The sequence below is a fragment of the Dehalococcoidia bacterium genome (genome assembly GCA_030018455.1).
GTDB lineage: Bacteria > Chloroflexota > Dehalococcoidia > DSTF01 > JALHUB01 > JASEFU01.
On the sequence record JASEFU010000005.1, the window covers coordinates 30,051 to 47,199 of the forward strand.

Sequence of the window (17,149 nt, forward strand, 5' to 3'; positions counted from 1 at the left end):
TCGTCACGTTCAGGTGAGCCCTGGTCGGGCGCGGAGGCCTGACCCTGCCGGGACAAGGCAGCGTGTTGAGGCCTGGTCGGGCACGGAGGCCCGACCAGGCCGGGCATGAAGCGTTAGCTGGCGGCGGCGGTGATCCGCTCCTTGCGGGAAAAGACGTACTCATCGCCGCTGACGTCCATTACCACCGCGTCGCCTTCCTTGAACTCGCCCGCCAGTATGCGCTTCGACAGTTCGTTCTCCACCGCGCGCGTGATCAGCCGTCGCAGCGGCCGCGCCCCGAAGACGGGGTCGTACCCCTGCTTGACGAGCCGCTCCTTTGCGGCGTCCGTCAGCTCCAGCGAGATGTTGCGGTCGGCGAGGCGCTTGCGGACGTCGTTGACCATGAGCTCGACGATTTCCAGCAGCTCCTTCTCGGTGAGCGGGTCGAAGACGATGATCTCGTCAATCCGGTTGAGGAACTCGGGGCGGAAGAACTCGCGCAGTGCCCGCTCCGTCCGCTCGCGTAGCTTCTCGCGCTCTGACTTGGTCGCGGACGCGCCGCTCACGAAGCCGACGCCGGCGCGGGTCTCCGTGCTCGTGCCCAGGTTGCTGGTCATGATGACGACCGTGTTGCGGAAGTCGACCGTGCGGCCGTGGCCGTCGGTGAGGCGGCCGTCGTCCATGATCTGCAGGAGGACGTTGAGCACTTCGGGGTGCGCCTTCTCGATCTCGTCGAAGAGGACGACGCGGTAAGGCCGGCGGCGCACGGCCTCGGTGAGGCTGCCCGCCTCCTCGTAGCCGATGTAGCCGGGGGGCGCGCCGATAAGACGCGAGACGGTGTGCCGCTCGCCGTACTCCGACATGTCGAGCCGGATCATCGCGTCCTCGTCGTCGAACATATACTCGGCGAGAGTCTTCGCGAGCTCCGTCTTACCGACGCCTGTCGGCCCGAGGAATATGAAGCTGCCAATGGGCCGGCGAGGGTCCTTGAGGCCGGCGCGGGCGCGGCGAATGGCGTCGGAGACGACGCGGATCGCCTGTTCTTGGCCGATGACGCGTTCGTGCAGCCGCTCCTCCATGTGCAGCAGCTTCTCCGCCTCGCCTTCCATGAGGCGGGAGACGGGGATGCCGGTGGTTGCGGCTACGAGGGCTGCGATGTCCTGCTCGGTGACCACGCTGCTGATCTGGTGTTCCTTCTCCCACTGCGACTTCTGCGCCTCGTAGTCGGCTCTGATGCGCTCGACCTCCGCCTTGATGCGGGCGGCGGCCTCGTAGTCCTGGCGCTGGGCGGCGGCTTCCGTTTCCATGGCAAGCTCGTCGAGGCGGCGCTTCATCTGGCGCAGCTCCGGCGTCATGCTCTGGCTCTCGATGACGTGCTTGCTGGCGGCCTCGTCGATGAGGTCGATCGCTTTGTCGGGCTGGTGGCGCTCGGTGATGTAGCGGTCGGAAAGACGCGCGGCGGCGACAATCGCCTCGTCGCTGATCTGGACCTTGTGATGGGCCTCGTAGCGGGGCTTGAGGGCGCGCAGCATCTCGATAGTCTGCTCGACGCTGGGCTCGTCGACGTAGACGGGGGCGAAGCGGCGCTCGAGGGCGGGGTCCTTCTCGATGTACTGGCGGTAGTCGTCGAGGGTGGTGGCGCCGATGGCCTGGAGTTCGCCGCGCGCGAGGGCGGGCTTCATCATTGTGCTGGCGTCGATTGCGCCCTCGGCGGCGCCGGCGCCCACGACCTGGTGCACCTCGTCGATGAATAGGATAATCTCGCCGCTGCCGCGCTTGATCTCGTCGATGACGGCCTTCAAACGCTCCTCGAACTCGCCGCGGAACTTGCTTCCGGCGACCATGCTCCCCATGTCGAGGGCGAGGACGCGGCGGCCTTTGATGTTCTCCGGCACGTCGCCGGCGACGATGCGCTGGGCGAGGCCCTCGACGATTGCCGTCTTGCCGACGCCGGTCTCGCCGATGATGACGGGGTTGTTCTTGGAGCGGCGGTTGAGGATCTGCATGACCCGCTTGATCTCTTCCTCGCGTCCGATAACGGGATCGAGCTTGCCTTCTCGGGCCATCTGCGTGAGGTCGACGCTGTACTTTTCGAGGGCGCCATAGCGGCTCTCGGCCGTCGGGCTGTCGACTCGGGCGCCGCCGCGCAGCTCCTGGAGGGCGCGGTAGATGCGCTCCTTGTCGACCTCGAACTCGCGCAGGATGCGGGCCGACTCGCCGTCGCGTTCATCGGCGATGGCGACCAGCAGGTGCTCGACGCCGACGTACTCGTCTTTGAGGCGGTCGGCCTCCGCGTTCGCGGCCTCGAGGAGGCGTACGATGCGGGGCGTCGTGTAGATCTGGACGACGTCGTAGGCGAGCCGGGGGGCGCGCGCCAGGGTATCGGCGACGCGGCCGCGCAGGCGCTCGATATCGACGCCCAGCCTCTGGAATATCTGCCGCGCCAGGCCGTCGGGGTGCTGGAGCAGCGCGAGGAATATGTGCTCGACGTCCCACTGGGAGTGTCGTTGTTGCCGCACCATCTCCTGGGAGGCGGCGAGCACCTCCTGGGCCTGTTGTGTGAACCTATCTTGTCTCATCATGATAAGCTACCTCGCCCGTTTTCGGGTCAATCGTTTTTTCCTTGCGAAACTTGCCCTGTACCCCGACCTAAAAGTCGGGGCATAGTTGCGTCTTTCATGCGCCAGCCTTCAGGCTGGGGTGCCGCGACTCCCGCACACTCATCATGATTACCTACCTCTTATCGTTTCTGTCAGCGAATGGGAGAGCGGAGAAACAGTCCGATTCGATTTCCGTTTGTCCATTTTCCTATCCGTTGACAGGTTGTCGGTGGGCGGATCTGTCAACGGATTTTGAGCGGATAAGCGGATGCGTAAAGCTGCGCCCCACGCGTTTATCCGTTTTCCTCCGTCGACAGGTTGCTTTTCCCTCCGTCGGCCACGTCGCACGTCCTTCTTCGAAGGACGGCTCGCGGCCTCGTTTCCTGAGAAATTAGGGGACACCCCCAAGGCCTCCGCCGGGGAGCTTCGCTCCTGGACCCCGGTTTCCCCATGCCGAGTTTCGCTGCCAGCATCGTCGTTCTCGCATTCCGCTCCCGCCTGCCCTGCGCCTCCCCTTCTCCCCCCGTCGGCGGGACCCGCCCGCCCGCCCTCTCGCTGCCGCGGGCGCTCTCAGGAGAAGTTACGTTGCCTTACTGTCGACTGCCTCTTGCGTCGTGGGTGGTTCCTCGGAGGTGTCCGACGGCGCGAGCTTGGCCAATAGCCTTTTCTCCTCACCTTCTCTGTTGCGTTTCAAGAGTCTTAGCATTAAAGGTAGGCGCCCACTGTACTCGATGTCGCTAAGCACTTTTCTTCGATCGTGAAGATCCGATTGCCAGATCTCAAGGTGCTGCCGCGCAATTCCTTGTGCTTTTCCATTCACAAGAGTGTCAATCCATAGTTGCGCCTGCGCCATGAATCCTACGTCACGGCAGAGTTCAAACCATTCAGATTCAGGCACCAGTAGCGCGACGGCTAGCCGATGGCTCCTCCAACCCTCATCTGACAGATTGAGGTCTCCGGTCTTCCCAGCCAACGCCAAATCCACCTTTGCCGTGTTGAGCAGCAGCTCGTAACGTATGACCCTAGCGGCGGCCTGCCCATCAACCACCGTCTTCCAGACAGTGAACAACCACACAGCAAGGCTGCCCAGTAGTGCCGCGCCGAATCCGACGATCAATGTTACCGTAATCTCGATGGCGGTCATGGCTGCTCCTGCGTCGCGGCCGGCAGGCGCAGGTCGCGCAGGCGCTGCAGATCCCGCTCCAGCCGCTCCACCTGTTCTGTCAGCGCCTGAATGCGCTCGTTCATGCGCATGATCACTTCCGCGCCCGCCAGGTTCACGCCGAGGTCGTTTATCAGACGCTGGATCTGGCGCAGACGGTTGATGTCGGCGACCGAGTACAGGCGGATGCGGCCCCGCGAGCGCGACGGCTTGAGCAGGCCCACGCGCTCGTAGTAGCGGAGCGTCTGGGCGTGCATGCCGACCATGCGCGCCGCCACGCTGATCACGAATGCCGGCTCGTCTTCGCGCTGCAACTCGTCGTCTCTCTCGTTCAAAATGCTCACCTCGATGTCACAAGAGTCGTGCGCCGCAGCTTCCCTTCGCGGATGAATGCGACGGGGAGGCGCCCGTCGGCGGCCGCGTTGGCGGCGGCCAGCAGCTCTTCGCCGGAGCCCACCGCCTGCCGGTTCGCTTCCACCAGTACGTCGGAAGGGCGGAGGCTCGCGCGGTCGGCCGCGCTGCCGGGCACGACCTCGAGCAGCAGCAGTCCCTGTCGCTGCGGGATGCCCAGCCGCTGCCGCAGCGCCTCGTCGATTGTCGTTGGAATGCCGCCGATGCCCAGCCGCCGCGATTGGCGTTCGCGCAACTGTTCCAGGCGCGCCAGCGCCTCGATCACCGTCTTCACGGGTACTGCAAAGCCGACGCCGCGGGCGAACGGCATGACGGCGGTAGTGATGCCGACGACGCGGCCGTGGGCATCGACCAGGGGGCCGCCGGAGTTGCCCGGGTTCACGGGCGTGTCCATCTGCACGAGGTCGACAAGCTCGACGCCGGGGGCGCGCAGGCTGCGGCCGAGGGCGCTTACGACGCCCGCCGTCACCGTGAAGTCGAGTCCGAACGGGTTTCCGATGGCGATGACGAGCTGGCCCACTCGCGGCGTCTCGGTCGTGAGCTGGGCGACGGGCAGGTGGGTGGCGCCGACGCGCAGCACCGCCAGGTCGGTCGAGGGGTCGGCGTACTCGACCCCCGCCTGAAAGCGGCGCCCGTCGGGCAGCGTCACCTGGACGGTGCGTGCGCCGCGCACCACGTGTTCGTTCGTCAGGATGCGCCCGTCGGAGGCGAAGATGACGCCGGAGCCGGTGCCCGTGCCTTCGCCGGTAGGGCCGCGGCCGGGCCGTCCCGCCACGTCCACGCGCACGACAGCGGGGCCTGCGGTCTCAGCGGCGCCGCTGACCGCCTCCGAATAGGCGTCCAGCGCTTTTCTCTCGGTGTTATTCGCAGCCATTCTTTATACTCCGGCGCGCGCCGCCTTCAACTCCTGGAACAGCTTCTCTTCACGCTCTGACAGCTTCTCCGGCAGCACCACCTTCACTTTCGCGTACAGGTTGCCGTGTCCGCTGCCGTTCAGCCGCGGCATCCCTCTTCCCGACAGGCGGAAGACGCGGCCGTTCTGGGTCAGGCGGGGGATTGTGAGGACGACGTCGCCCTTGAGGGTGGGCACGCGCGCCTCGCCGCCGAGCACAGCGTCGACGAGGGGGACTTCGACCTCCGTGTGAAGGTCATCGCCGCGCCTCTCGAAACGGGGGTGCGGGCGGACGGCGACCCGCAGGTAGGCGTCGGCGCCGTCCACGCCGATGTGGATGCGGGAGCCGTCGCTGACCCCGGGCGGAATTTTGGCCTCGATACGCCGCGGCCTGAGGACCGTTCCCTCGCCGCGACACGTGTGGCAGACGGCGCCCGCGATCTCGCCGCTGCCGCCGCATGTGGGGCACCGCTCGGCGCCCTGCAACTGGAGGGCCCGCAGGCTGCCGTGGTAGGCCTCTTCCAGGGTTATCTCTACCGGTACCTCGACCGCTTGCGACGCCGGCCGGGCCCGCCGACCGCCGAAGCCGCGGAAAAGCTCGTCGAATATACTCCCAAGGCCGCCGCCGACATCGAAGGAGAACTCGCGGGCGCCGCCCTCCGGTCGCCAGCGGAAGGCGCCCTGGCGGCGCGCGGCCTCGAACTGGTCGGCGTGCTGCCACTGCTCGCCGTAGAGGTCGTACTTCCTGCGCTTCTCGGCGTCGGAGAGCACTTCATAGGCGGCGTTTATCTCCTTGAACCTCGCCTCAGCGGACTTATCGCCGGGGTTAACGTCGGGGTGGTATTTTCGGGCAAGCCTGCGGTAAGCCTGGCGAATCTCTTTCGCTGAGGCGTCGCGCTTCACTCCCAGGATTTCGTAGTAGTCTTTGCCGCGCATCTATTCTCGTTCAATCAACTTGACAAAGTCTTTGTCAAGTACCCCCAATGATAGCACATTCTTGCGCTCGCCGGCCTGCCTGGCGGTCAATGACTTGGCTGGTGGGCAGAGGCAAGAATAGCCTGTAACCACTAATTATTGTAGTCAACAGAACCGAGGAAGTCAAGATAAATTGATAATACCATTATCAAGGGACTTGACAAGATAGGAGTCACTCACTATAATCAAGACCGGAAGAAAGGTTTCGACTGGCGATAGCCAGCAGTAATCTTCAAGGAGGTGTGGAGATGGCCAACATAATCCGCTGGGACCCGTTCGGTGAGATGACCAGCCTGCGCCGGGCAATGGACCGCTGGCTGGAAGAAGGAATGCGACCCTGGCGTCTGCCGTTCTTCGACGGCGAGGGCTATGCCCCGATCGACATGTACGAGACGGACAACGAGATCGTCGTCAAGGCGTCGCTGCCCGGGGTCAAGCCTGAAGACGTGGACATCACGATAGCGGGCGAGACTCTGACCATCAAGGGCGAGACCAAGCACGAGGAGGAGGAGAAGAAGGCGAACTACTACCGCAAGGAGAACTGGTACGGCACGTTCGCCCGCTCGATCTCGCTCCCGTCGCAGGTCGAGGCCGAGAAGGCACACGCCGAGTTCGAGAACGGCATGCTCAGGCTTACTATCCCCAAGGCGGAGCAGGTCAGGCCGAAGTCCATCAAGGTCACCGCCAAGGGAATGATAGAAGGCGAAAAGAAGAGCTAAACAAGACGGGCGCAGATGCTGAAGGGGACCGCGCAGTCTGCGCCCTGACGTGGGGGCCGGGTTGAAGCGACCCGGCCTCTTCACGTTCCAGATTTGACCCACCCCAGACTGAATGGCAAACTTCCTGTTTGAAGAATATGTCTGACGCTGTTCCCCGCCGCCTTAGAGGACAGGCATGAGCCGGAGCTCCGGGATGGAGAGGTACCTGCTTCTCCGGCGGAGCTGGCCTCTTCTCCCCGCCTTCGCGGTTATTCTGCTGGTATCGCTCTGGTTCGCCTTCACCACCTACGGGCGGGCCGCCGTCTCCGCCGCCTTCTTCCTCCCCGACCTCATGACCGACCTGCCGGTCCGTCCCGTTACCTGGGTCACAGATGAGCCGCGCGTGGAGCGCATCCTCCTCCCCTACGAAGACCGCTACATGCCCGCCGATGTCTATTCCCCCGCCGATGAGGGCCCGCATGGCGCCCTCATACTGTCGCCGGGCGCGCCGCCCCTCGAGCCCGACGACCCCCGCCTCGTGCGTCTCGCCGGCGACATCGCGCGCGCGGGCATCGTCATGCTCGTCCCCTTCTCGCCCGACCTCGAGGACGAGCTGATACAGCCGCGCGAGGTGGAGGCGCTGATTTCAGCGTTCGAGTACCTGGAGGCGCGGCCCGATGTGGACGGAGAGAAGATCGGCTATATCGGCGTCAGCATCGGGTCGCCGCTGGCGCTGCTCGCGGCGAGCGACTCCCGGATCAACGAGGACGTGTTCTTTGTCGTCTCCTTCGGCGGCTACTACGACCTCCACGACCTCATCAAGAGCATCACCACCGGCGTCATCTCATACGACGGGACGGACGAGAGCTGGGAACCGCGGCGGCACACGGTAAAGGTCATGTCGAAGAACATCATCGCCCGTCTCGACGAGCCGCAGGACAGGCGCATACTCACCGATCTGCTGGTGGAGCGAGAGCCGGGAGCGGAAGCGAAGCTGAATGCTCTGACGGCGCAGGGACGGGCAGCGTACGACTTGCTGACGAATCGCGACCCTGCGCGCTTCGACGCGCTCCTCGCCCGGCTTCCGTCCGACGCCGTCGCCTTTCTCGATACGCTGTCGCTGCCCGGCCGCCTGGAGGGCCTGCGCGCCGAGACGTTCGTCCTCCACGACCGCTCCGACCGCTACGTGCCGTACGTGGAGTCGCGCCGTCTGCGCGACGCCATAGAGGGCCGTGTGAAGCTGCACTACACGGAAGTGAACATCTTCGAGCACGTGGAGCCGACGGCCCAAAGGGCGGCGCACGTGCTGGTGACGGACAGCTCAAAGCTGCTCTTTCACCTCTATCAGATCCTGCTTCTGTTTGAAAACCAGGCAGGTTGATCGTTCGCGGCAGGAAAAGGGAAAATGGACACCGGAAATGGGAAAGTGGAGTCTCCTTACTAATCATGCCCTGGTCCTGATCCACGTCGGACGGAGCCCGCGTTCCACACTGCGTGAGATCGCCGCCGCCGTCGGGATAACCGAGCGGGCGGCCCTATCGATCTTGCGCGCGCTGGAGCAGGACGGGCTGATCAGCCGCCAAAAGGAAGGCCGCCGCAACCGCTACTGGCTCGACTACGGGGCCATACTGCGGGAACACAGGGAAGCGGGCCTGACGACGCTGGAGCTGGCTGAGATGCTCGCCGACATAGCGAAGCGGTCCTGAGGGCAAAAGCGGAGCCTCTACCAAAGGAGGACTCTTTCCTTTGGGCGTCGTAGGGCGCCCTCTTTCTTGCCGCCGGCTTTCCCTCACCGTAGCCTTCGGTTGTCTCGGCCCTCGACGGGTGATATAGTAGAGTTGTCTACCGGACAAGCGTTATCTCCAGGCAAGGGCCGGGGCGAGACGTCTGAGTTGTCTCGGCTCGGCCTTTTGGCGAGAAACGGTCGCGCCATAAGAGGAGGACTGTCAAAGAGTAGCCGCCGAAAGGGAGGAACCGGTGTTTTCTGAACTAAGGATCTTCACGGGAAACGCGCATCCGGAGCTGGCCCTGAACATTACCAGGTATCTGGAGGCGCCGCTGGGTGAGTGTGAGGTCTTCGAGTTCAGCAACGAGAACATTTTTGTGCGGATCTGCGAGAACGTGCGCCAGCGCGACGTCTTCATCGTGCAGCCGCTGGCCTCGCCGGTGAACACACGTCTCATGGAACTGCTCATCATGATCGACGCCTTCCGTCGCGCTTCCGCGGGACGCATCACCGCCGTCATCCCTTACTTCGCGTACGGTCGCAGCGACAAGAAAGACCAGCCGCGCGTGCCGATAACCGCCCGTCTGCTGGCTGACCTGATAACGACGGCCGGCGCCGACCGCGTGCTCACCGTCGACTTGCACGTGCCCCAGATACAGGGCTTCTTCCGGATACCCGTGGACGAGCTTACCGCCTTCCCCAGTCTCGGCGACTATTTCCGCGACCGCGACCACGACAACCTGGTCGTCGTCGCGCCCGACCTGGCCCGCGCCAAGGACGCGCGCAACATCGCCGCCAAGCTGGATGTTCCCCTCGCCATCGTCGAGAAGAGGCGCACAGGGAACGTGCAATCGGCGGAGGCGATACAGCTCATCGGCGAGGTGAAAGGCAGGAACGCCCTCATAGTGGACGATGAGATAGACCGCGGCTCCACCCTGACCGAAGTGGTGAAGCTCCTCCTCAAGAAGGGCTGCGGCCAGGTGCTGGCGGCGGCGGTGCACGGCGTCTTCTCGGGGCCGGCAATCGAGCGGCTGCGCGAGAGCCCTGTCGAGGAGGTCGTGATAACCGATACCCTGCCGCAGCCGGCGGAGAAACGTCTCGATAAGATTCGCACGCTATCGGTGGCGCCCCTGCTCGGTGAAGCGATAAGGCGAATCCATAGCGGGCAATCGGTGGGAGCGCTGTTCGAACAGGTATAAATGATGGCAAAGCTGCTCAGCAAGGTTTTTGGCGACGCTAATGAGAAGCAGGTCAAGAAGCTGCTGCCGATCGTCGCCAGGATCAATCAGCTCGAGCCTGAGATGGAGGCCCTGAGCGACGACCGACTGCGGGCAAAGACGGACGAGTTCCGCGAGCGGCTCGCGAAGGGCGAAACGCTGGACGATATCCTGCCCGAGGCGTATGCCGTCGTGCGGGAGGCGTCGCGGCGTACCACCGGCATGCGTCACTTCGACGTGCAGCTCATGGGCGGCATCGTCCTCCACCAGGGCAAGATCGCTGAGATGAAGACCGGCGAAGGCAAAACGCTTGTCGCCACGCTGCCGCTCTACCTTAACGCCCTCGAGGGGCACGGCGCCCATCTCGTGACCGTTAACGACTACCTGGCCAAACGCGACGCTCAATGGATGGGGCCGGTCTACAATGCCCTCGGCCTTAGCGTCGGTTGCCTCCAGCACGATTCCGCCTATATATACACCCCTGAAAAGGTCAGCGATGCGCCCAATATGGAGCACATCGCGCCCGTGCCGCGCCGCGAGGCCTATCAGGCCGATATCACCTACGGCACGAACAACGAGTTCGGCTTCGACTATCTGCGCGACAACATGGCCGTCGACCTGGAGCGGACGGTGCAGCGCGAGCTCCACTACGCCATCGTGGACGAGGTCGACAACATATTGATCGACGAGGCGCGAACGCCGCTCATCATCAGCGGCCCGGCGGCGGAAAGCACGCAGACCTACTACACCTTCGCCCGTCTGGTCCCCCGCCTCCAGCAGGAAGTCGACTACACGATCGACGAGAAGATGCGTTCGGTGGCGCTGACCGAACAGGGGATCGCGAAGCTCGAGCAGTGGCTGGGCGTGAAGAACATCTACGATCCCCAGTACTACCGTCTTACCCGCTACATGGAGGCGGCGCTCAAGGCGCACATCCTCTACCGGCGCGACCGTGACTACGTGGTCAAGGACGGCGAGATCGTCATCGTCGATGACTTCACGGGGCGGCTCATGTTCGGGCGGCGGTGGTCGGACGGTCTGCATCAGGCGGTGGAGGCGAAGGAAGGGGTGAAGATCCAGCAGGAGACGATCACCTACGCCACTATCACCCTTCAGAACTACTTCCGCCTGTACGACAAGCTGGCGGGCATGACGGGCACGGCCTGGACTGAGCGCGACGAGTTCTTCAAGATCTACCGCCTCGATGTCGTCGTCATACCAACGCACAAGCCGCTGGTCCGCCATGAGTTCCCTGACCTCGTCTACCGGACGGAGGAGGGCAAGTTCCGCGCCGTCGTTAAAGAAATCGAGGAGCGGCACGCGGCGGGACAGCCGATGCTTGTGGGCACAGTGTCCATCGAGAAGTCGGAGTACCTATCGGAGATGCTGCGTCGCCGCGGCATTTCCCACCAGGTGCTGAACGCCAAGTACCACGAGAAAGAGGCGGCGATCATCGCCCAGGCGGGACGCTACGGCGCCGTCACCATCGCCACGAACATGGCCGGCCGCGGCACGGACATCATCCTCGGCGGGAAGGCGGACGGGCGCCCGCAGGAGGAGTGGCTCGAAGAGCACAACAAGGTGGTGGAGACAGGCGGTCTCCACATCATCGGCACCGAGCGCCATGAGGCGCGCCGGATCGATAACCAGCTCCGCGGCCGCGCCGGACGCCAGGGCGACCCCGGCAGCTCCCGCTTCTACGTCTCCTTCCAGGACGACATCATGCGCCGGTTCGCCCCTGAATGGCTTCCGAATATGATGCGCAGTCTGGGCATGGACGAGGACATGCCCATCGAGAGCAAGATGGTCACGAAGGCGATTGAGACGGCGCAGACGAAGGTCGAGGGCCACAACTTCGACATCCGCAAGCACGTCGTTGAGTATGACGACGTGATGAACATGCACCGCGACGTTATCTACCGCGAGCGGCGCAAGATACTGGAGGGCGCCGATCTCAAGAGCAACATCCTCGACATGCTGCGCGACGAAATCCGCCTCATACTCGACTTCCACGCGCCCGGCCGCCGCGAGGAGGAGTGGGACATCGAAGGGCTGCGGGCTGAGCTGGAGGCGATCTTCCCGCTACCCCCATCGCTCAGCGCCAAGAGGCTGGCCGAAATGTCGCGCGAGGAGATGGAGGAAGCTGTCTTCGCGGCTGCCATGGAGCAGTACGAGCGCAAGGAGCGCGACGTCGGGCCGGAAGCGATGCGTACGCTCGAGCGGCTGGTGATGCTGCGCGTTATCGACATGCTGTGGGTGGAGCACCTGACGGCGATGGACGAGATGCGCCAGGGAATAGGGCTGGCGGCGTACGGCCAGCAGGACCCGCTGGTCGTCTACAAGCGGGAGGCCCACGACATGTGGGAGCAACTTCTCGCCAACATTCGGCGTCAGATAACGCACTCGATCTATAGGGTTGAGTTCGTGCGGCGGGCGGAACAGGCGCCGGCAGCGGCGGCGCCCGCAGGGCGGGACGGCGGCACGCCCCCGGAGGAGGGGAAGGCGGAAGCGGCATCGGCGGTCCCCGCCGGAGCGAGGGCGGCGGCAGCGGCGGGTGGTGGCAAGGCGGCCGGCGGCAGGGCCGCGGCGCGTCGACCCATCGGCGCGCAAAAGATCGGCAGGAACGACCCCTGCCCCTGCGGCAGCGGCAAGAAGTACAAGAAATGCCACGGCAAGAACCTGTGAGAGGAAAGGCCAAAGGGCGAGAGCGAGCGGCGGAGGAGAAGCGGCGCGATACCTTCGGCTGTGAAGAGGCGGCGGCCTACCTGCGCCGGAGAGTGGCCGGGGGCGAGGAGTGGTTCTCCGCCCTGCTCGACGCGATCGCGTTGTGGCACCTCCCCGAGGAAGAGGACGGCGAACGCCGGTACTGCTACCTAATAGGCGGCGAGGCGTTCGACTGGCTGCTGCTCGCAGAGCGCCTGACGGAACACCTCGACGGCGCCATCCCGACGGAAGAGCGGGAGACGCTGCTCTTCTCCGGGCAGCCTCCATGTGAGATCGATGAGGACGAGTTCAAGAGGCGCATCGGGAAGGTCAAGCACAGCGCCCACCTCAACTACTACTATGGCGTGACGGTTGAGGAGGCGCTACAGACCGCTGTCGAAGAAGAGGTGTACAAGGAGCGGCGGTCGCACATGGCCGAGCGGCGGGAGCCGGTGGACGAGGAGGTGTTCCGCCGCATCTACGGTAAGGGCTGGTCGGAGATGCTGGCCTTGTTCCGGGAGAAGCGTCGCCTTCCCGCAGGCGACTCCATTTCTTACAGCGACCTCAAGGACTTCACGTACTGGCTGTTCAAGTACCGCGTAGACAACTGCGACCCTGCCCGCATCGCCTCGGACACGCGAAAGGCGCTGCTCCAGCTCTCGAAGATGGAGGACTGCCGGCGCCGCCGCATTTCCCCCCCATAGGGCGAACATCGTGCCCGCCGCGCATCTTTTCTCGTCGACCTAACGGAGCTCCCCGTACCCACCCAGAGTTCCCAAGCGCCGCCCCCCGACATAATGGGGCGGGCAATTTGATCGATGCCTGGACGGGCGCCCTGCCCGCCGGCAAGCGGGGAGTCCTGTTCCCGCGCGGGTCACGGAAGCGGATAAACGGATGGCGTTCGCCCGCCTGTCCGCGTGTGCCGTGCCAGGCTCTGGGTTGCGCGGTGCGCGGGCGACGCGAGCGCCTGCGGCGCTCAGGGCTGTCGCTTCGCGGCAGCCCGCTCGCTTCGCGAGCGCGTCGCCCGCCATCGAGCAGCGGATCCGAGAGCGGGTAACAAAGCGCACAAACGGATGGCGGGCAGTACGTGCGGCTTCGGGCGTTTGCGCGGGCTCGATGCCCGGGCGGGCGCACCTGCCCGCCGCCAGGCGGGGAGGCCCGCCCCTGCGTGGGGCGCGGGCGCTGGGGCGCACTTGCCTTAACCCCCTGCCGACCCTATGCTAGATTTGATCCCCGGCCTCATCAGCGGAGAAAGCATGGCGAAAACAACAAAGGATAAGGAAATCTCCAAAGCCTACAACCCCCGCGACGTGGAGCAGAGGCTCTACCGCTTCTGGGAAGACGGGGGCTTCTTCACGCCCGAAATCGACCCCGCGCGCGAGCCCTTCACCATCATCATGCCCCCGCCTAACGTCTCCGGCGACCTTCATCTGGGGAGCGTCATCTTCGTCACCCTCGAAGACATTCTCACCCGCTGGCACCGCATGCTCGGCGAGCCCACCCTCTGGCTGCCCGGCGAAGACCACGCCGCCATCGCCACCCAGAACGTCGTCGAGCGCGAGCTGGCGGCGGAAGGCGTGAGCCGCCACGACCTCGGGCGCGAGAAGTTCCTCGAACGCGTCGCCGTCTGGGTCGACGAGTACCGCGGAAAGATACGCGAACAGCTCAAGCGCCTCGGCTCATCTTGCGACTGGACGCGCGAGCGCTTCACCCTCGATCCCGGGCCGGCGCGCGCCGTCCGCCAGACGTTTGTCAATCTGTACAACGACGGCCTGATCTACCGCGGGGAACGCATCGCCAACTGGTGCCCCCGCTGCCAGACGGCCCTCTCCGACCTCGAGGTCGAGCACCACGAGGTGCAGGGCCACCTGTGGTACGTCCGGTACCCGCTGCTCGACGACGCCGGACGGGAGACGGGCGATTACATAACGATAGCGACGACGCGCCCCGAGACCATCCTCGCCGACGTCGCCGTCTCCGTCAGCCCCGGCGATGCCCGGTACGAGGAGATCGTCGGACGCACCGCGCTCCTGCCCATCGTCGGGCGCCACATACCGGTCATCGCCGACGAACTCGTCGACCCCGCCTTCGGCACCGGCGCGCTCAAGATAACCCCCGGACACGACGCGGTCGACTTCGACATCGGGCAGCGCCACGGGCTGGAGACGATCATGTGCGTCGGCCCCGACGCGAAGATGACGAAAGAAGGCGCGCCCTACGAGGGGATGGACCGCTTCGAGTGCCGCGATGCCATCGTAAAGGACCTCAAAGAGCGCGGCTACCTCGTCAAGACAGAGCCGTACGTCCACAGCGTAGGGCATTGCCAGCGCTGCCACACCATGATAGAGCCGCTGGTAAGCAAGCAGTGGTTCGTGCGCATGGAGCCGCTGTCGAAGCCGGCAATCGAGGCGGTGACCGACGGGCGCATCCGCTTCGTCCCCGAGCGCTTCACGAGAGTCTATCTCAACTGGATGGAGAACATCCGCGACTGGTGCATCTCGCGCCAGCTCTGGTTCGGGCACCCGATACCCGTCTGGTACTGCCGCGACTGCGAAGGACAGACGGTCACCGTCGACGACCCGGAGGTCTGCCAGCACTGCGGCTCCTCTCGCATCGAGCGCGACCCTGACGTGCTGGACACCTGGTTCTCGTCGGCGCTGTGGCCGCACTCGACGCTCGGCTGGCCGGAAGACACGCCGGACCTCCGCTACTTCTACCCCACGTCCGTCATGGAGACCGGCTACGACATCATCTTCTTCTGGGTCGCCCGCATGATCATGATGGGCTTCTACAACATGAAGGAGATACCGTTTCGCTGGGTCTTCCTGCACGGGCTCGTGCGCGACGAGCGCGGCGAGAAGATCAGCAAGTCGAAGATAACGGCGGGCCGGCACTACATCGCCAGCCCGGTGGAAGCCGTCGAGGCGTACGGCGCCGACGCCGTCCGCTACTCGCTCGTCACCGGCAGCACCCCGGGAAACGACCTGCGCATCTCCGAGCAGCGGATGGAGGCGGGGCGCAACTTCGCCAACAAGCTGTGGAACGCCGCCCGCTTCGTCATTGGCAGGCTGGACGACGAGAAGCTATCGCCGCCGGCGCCTGCGGAGCGCGCGGGCATGCCGCTGGAGGACCGCTGGATCATGTCGCGGCTCAACCGGCTGGTGGCGAACGCCTCGCAGCTCATGAACGACTTCCAGTTCGGCATCGCCGCCCGCGAGATCAACGACTTCCTCTGGGGCGAGTACTGCGACTGGTACCTGGAGATGTCGAAGGTGCGGCTGGCGGCCGACGACCGCTCTCCGTTACCCGTGCTCGTGCACGTCCTTGACGCGGCGCTGCGCCTACTCCACCCGTACATGCCGTTTGTCACCGAGGAGATATGGCAGGCGCTGCGTCCTCACCTGGCGGAAGAGCGGGCGGAGGCGCTGATCATAGCGCCGTTCCCCGTCGCGCGGCCGGAGTGGCTGGACGAGGAGGCGGAGCGGCAGGCCGAGGCGGTCATCGAGGCCATCAGGGCGGTCCGCAACATCAGGGCGGAGCACCGGGTGGAGCCGGCCCGGTTCGTCGAGGCATACATTATCGGTTCCTCATCCGAAGGACGCGGATCGATCGAGGCGAGCCGCCTGCTCATCGTGGCCCTGGCGCGGGCGCGTCCACTGCACATCGTCTCGCGGGCGGACGAAGCTCCACGCGAGGCGGTGGTGACGGCGGTGCTCAAGGACGCGCAGGTGGTGCTGCCGATGGCGGGGCTGTTCGATGTCGAAGCGGAGCGCAGCCGCCTGGGCCGGCAGATCGCGCAGGCCGAGGGGGAAGTAGAGCGGCTACGAACGCGACTGGCCAACGAGGAGTTCACGGCGAAGGCGCCGGCGACGGTTGTGCAGAAGGAGCGCGAAAAGCTCGAGAAGGCGGAGGGCCGGCTCGAAGGGTTGCGCCGCCGGCTGCGGGAGCTGGGATCGCCTGCCCGCTAGCGCGTTTGCCGGCGGACAACAGGCCTAGCGGCGGCGTCGCAGGTAGAGCGGCACGGAGACGGCGCCGATGACTACGGCCGCGACACCCAGGCCGATGCCGAGGAGCGCCGGCCAGCCGAGGCCGCTTCCCTCTTTGGTCACGTGAATGGTAGCCCCGTTGCAGGGCATCGGGTAGCGCACCTCGGGATCGCAGGTGCCTAACTCTTCAGCCCAGGCGTCGCCCAGTACGGTGTTGGTGAAGGCGAGCTCGCTGGTGCCCTTGCCTTTGCCCTGCATGGTGATCACGGCCAGCACCCCCTCGGTCTCATCATCGCCAAGCCACCAGGGACCGTCGATGGTAGTACAGGTTATGAAGGCGACGCCTACTCGGTTGGCTCTGCCGGTTGAAGGACGGTTCCCCTTCGGGTAGGCGACGCCGCCGTAGCTGCAATCGAAATCGTCGCCGAGAGGGTCGCCCCAGGTGGTGTCGCCAGCGTTGGCGTCCGGGTTGTCATCGGTCGCCAGCCCCTGGTCGGGGACCTCGGGCACTGAGATGACGTCCAGGTCGTAGAAGACGTCGATTTCAAAGACGCCAATTTCGCTCGACAGGTCTTTGACGCAGACCGCCACCTCGAACGTCTCGCCCACCTCCACCGTCCGCTCGGAGTCAATGTCGACGCAGGGGCCGTCGCTGGTATCGACGTCGAGGTAGATGGCGACCTGTTCTTCGGCGGACACGTGAGAAAGGCCGGCGACGGGGAGCATTGCGGCAGCAAGCGCGGCGGGCGGTAGGAGCAGACGGGAGAGTTTCTTCATTCCTCTTCCTCTCGGGACTACAT

13 protein-coding genes are annotated in these 17,149 nt (G+C 65.0%); 7 read left to right on the forward strand and 6 right to left on the reverse strand.

Features of this window, described 5'->3' with window-relative positions:
- Positions 1–113: 113 nt before the first annotated feature.
- The 5 genes from QME71_07635 to QME71_07655 form a co-directional block, all read right to left on the reverse strand.
- Positions 114–2,558: an AAA family ATPase gene (locus tag QME71_07635; protein MDI6858164.1), complete on the reverse strand. Its 2,445-nt coding sequence runs from the start codon at positions 2,556–2,558 to the stop codon at positions 114–116.
- 601 nt (positions 2,559–3,159) lie between these two features.
- Positions 3,160–3,723: a hypothetical protein gene (locus QME71_07640; GenBank protein ID MDI6858165.1), complete on the reverse strand. Its 564-nt coding sequence runs from the start codon at positions 3,721–3,723 to the stop codon at positions 3,160–3,162.
- The gene (locus QME71_07645) at positions 3,720–4,076 is read right to left on the reverse strand and encodes a MerR family transcriptional regulator (protein MDI6858166.1); all 357 of its coding nucleotides are present in this window, start codon (positions 4,074–4,076) and stop codon (positions 3,720–3,722) included. The genes QME71_07640 and QME71_07645 overlap by 4 nt, the downstream gene beginning before the upstream one ends.
- A gap of 5 nt (positions 4,077–4,081) precedes the next feature.
- Positions 4,082–5,026, reverse strand: a complete 945-nt coding sequence (locus QME71_07650) for a trypsin-like peptidase domain-containing protein (protein MDI6858167.1) — start codon at positions 5,024–5,026, stop codon at positions 4,082–4,084.
- A gap of 3 nt (positions 5,027–5,029) precedes the next feature.
- Entirely contained in the window at positions 5,030–5,980 is a 951-nt protein-coding gene (locus QME71_07655; GenBank protein ID MDI6858168.1) for a J domain-containing protein, read from the reverse strand.
- Between the two features lie 287 nt (positions 5,981–6,267).
- On the opposite strand from QME71_07655, the gene QME71_07660 reads away from it, so the two are divergent.
- The 7 genes from QME71_07660 (at position 6,268) to QME71_07690 (ending at position 16,331) form a co-directional block, all read left to right on the forward strand.
- Positions 6,268–6,738 carry an Hsp20/alpha crystallin family protein gene (locus tag QME71_07660; protein MDI6858169.1) on the forward strand — a complete coding sequence of 157 codons (471 nt, stop codon included), beginning with the start codon at positions 6,268–6,270 and terminating at the stop codon, positions 6,736–6,738.
- A 193-nt stretch (positions 6,739–6,931) separates the two neighbouring features.
- The gene (locus QME71_07665) at positions 6,932–8,098 is read left to right on the forward strand and encodes a hypothetical protein (protein ID MDI6858170.1); all 1,167 of its coding nucleotides are present in this window, start codon (positions 6,932–6,934) and stop codon (positions 8,096–8,098) included.
- A gap of 37 nt (positions 8,099–8,135) precedes the next feature.
- Positions 8,136–8,423 (forward strand): winged helix-turn-helix transcriptional regulator, encoded by a 288-nt coding sequence (locus QME71_07670; protein MDI6858171.1) that lies wholly within the window; start codon positions 8,136–8,138, stop codon positions 8,421–8,423.
- Between the two features lie 271 nt (positions 8,424–8,694).
- Complete coding sequence (locus QME71_07675; protein ID MDI6858172.1) at positions 8,695–9,642, forward strand: ribose-phosphate pyrophosphokinase; 948 nt, start codon at positions 8,695–8,697, stop codon at positions 9,640–9,642.
- Between the two features lie 3 nt (positions 9,643–9,645).
- A complete protein-coding gene (gene secA / locus QME71_07680; GenBank protein ID MDI6858173.1) occupies positions 9,646–12,345 on the forward strand; it encodes a preprotein translocase subunit SecA in 2,700 nt (899 codons plus the stop codon).
- Positions 12,324–13,067 (forward strand): hypothetical protein, encoded by a 744-nt coding sequence (locus QME71_07685; protein MDI6858174.1) that lies wholly within the window; start codon positions 12,324–12,326, stop codon positions 13,065–13,067. Before secA ends, QME71_07685 begins: the two co-directional genes overlap by 22 nt.
- Before the next feature lie 552 nt (positions 13,068–13,619).
- A complete protein-coding gene (locus tag QME71_07690) occupies positions 13,620–16,331 on the forward strand; it encodes a valine--tRNA ligase (GenBank protein MDI6858175.1) in 2,712 nt (903 codons plus the stop codon).
- A 24-nt stretch (positions 16,332–16,355) separates the two neighbouring features.
- Here the strand turns inward: QME71_07690 and QME71_07695 are convergent, their stop codons facing one another.
- Positions 16,356–17,126 carry a hypothetical protein gene (locus QME71_07695; protein MDI6858176.1) on the reverse strand — a complete coding sequence of 257 codons (771 nt, stop codon included), beginning with the start codon at positions 17,124–17,126 and terminating at the stop codon, positions 16,356–16,358.
- Positions 17,127–17,149 lie beyond the last annotated feature (23 nt).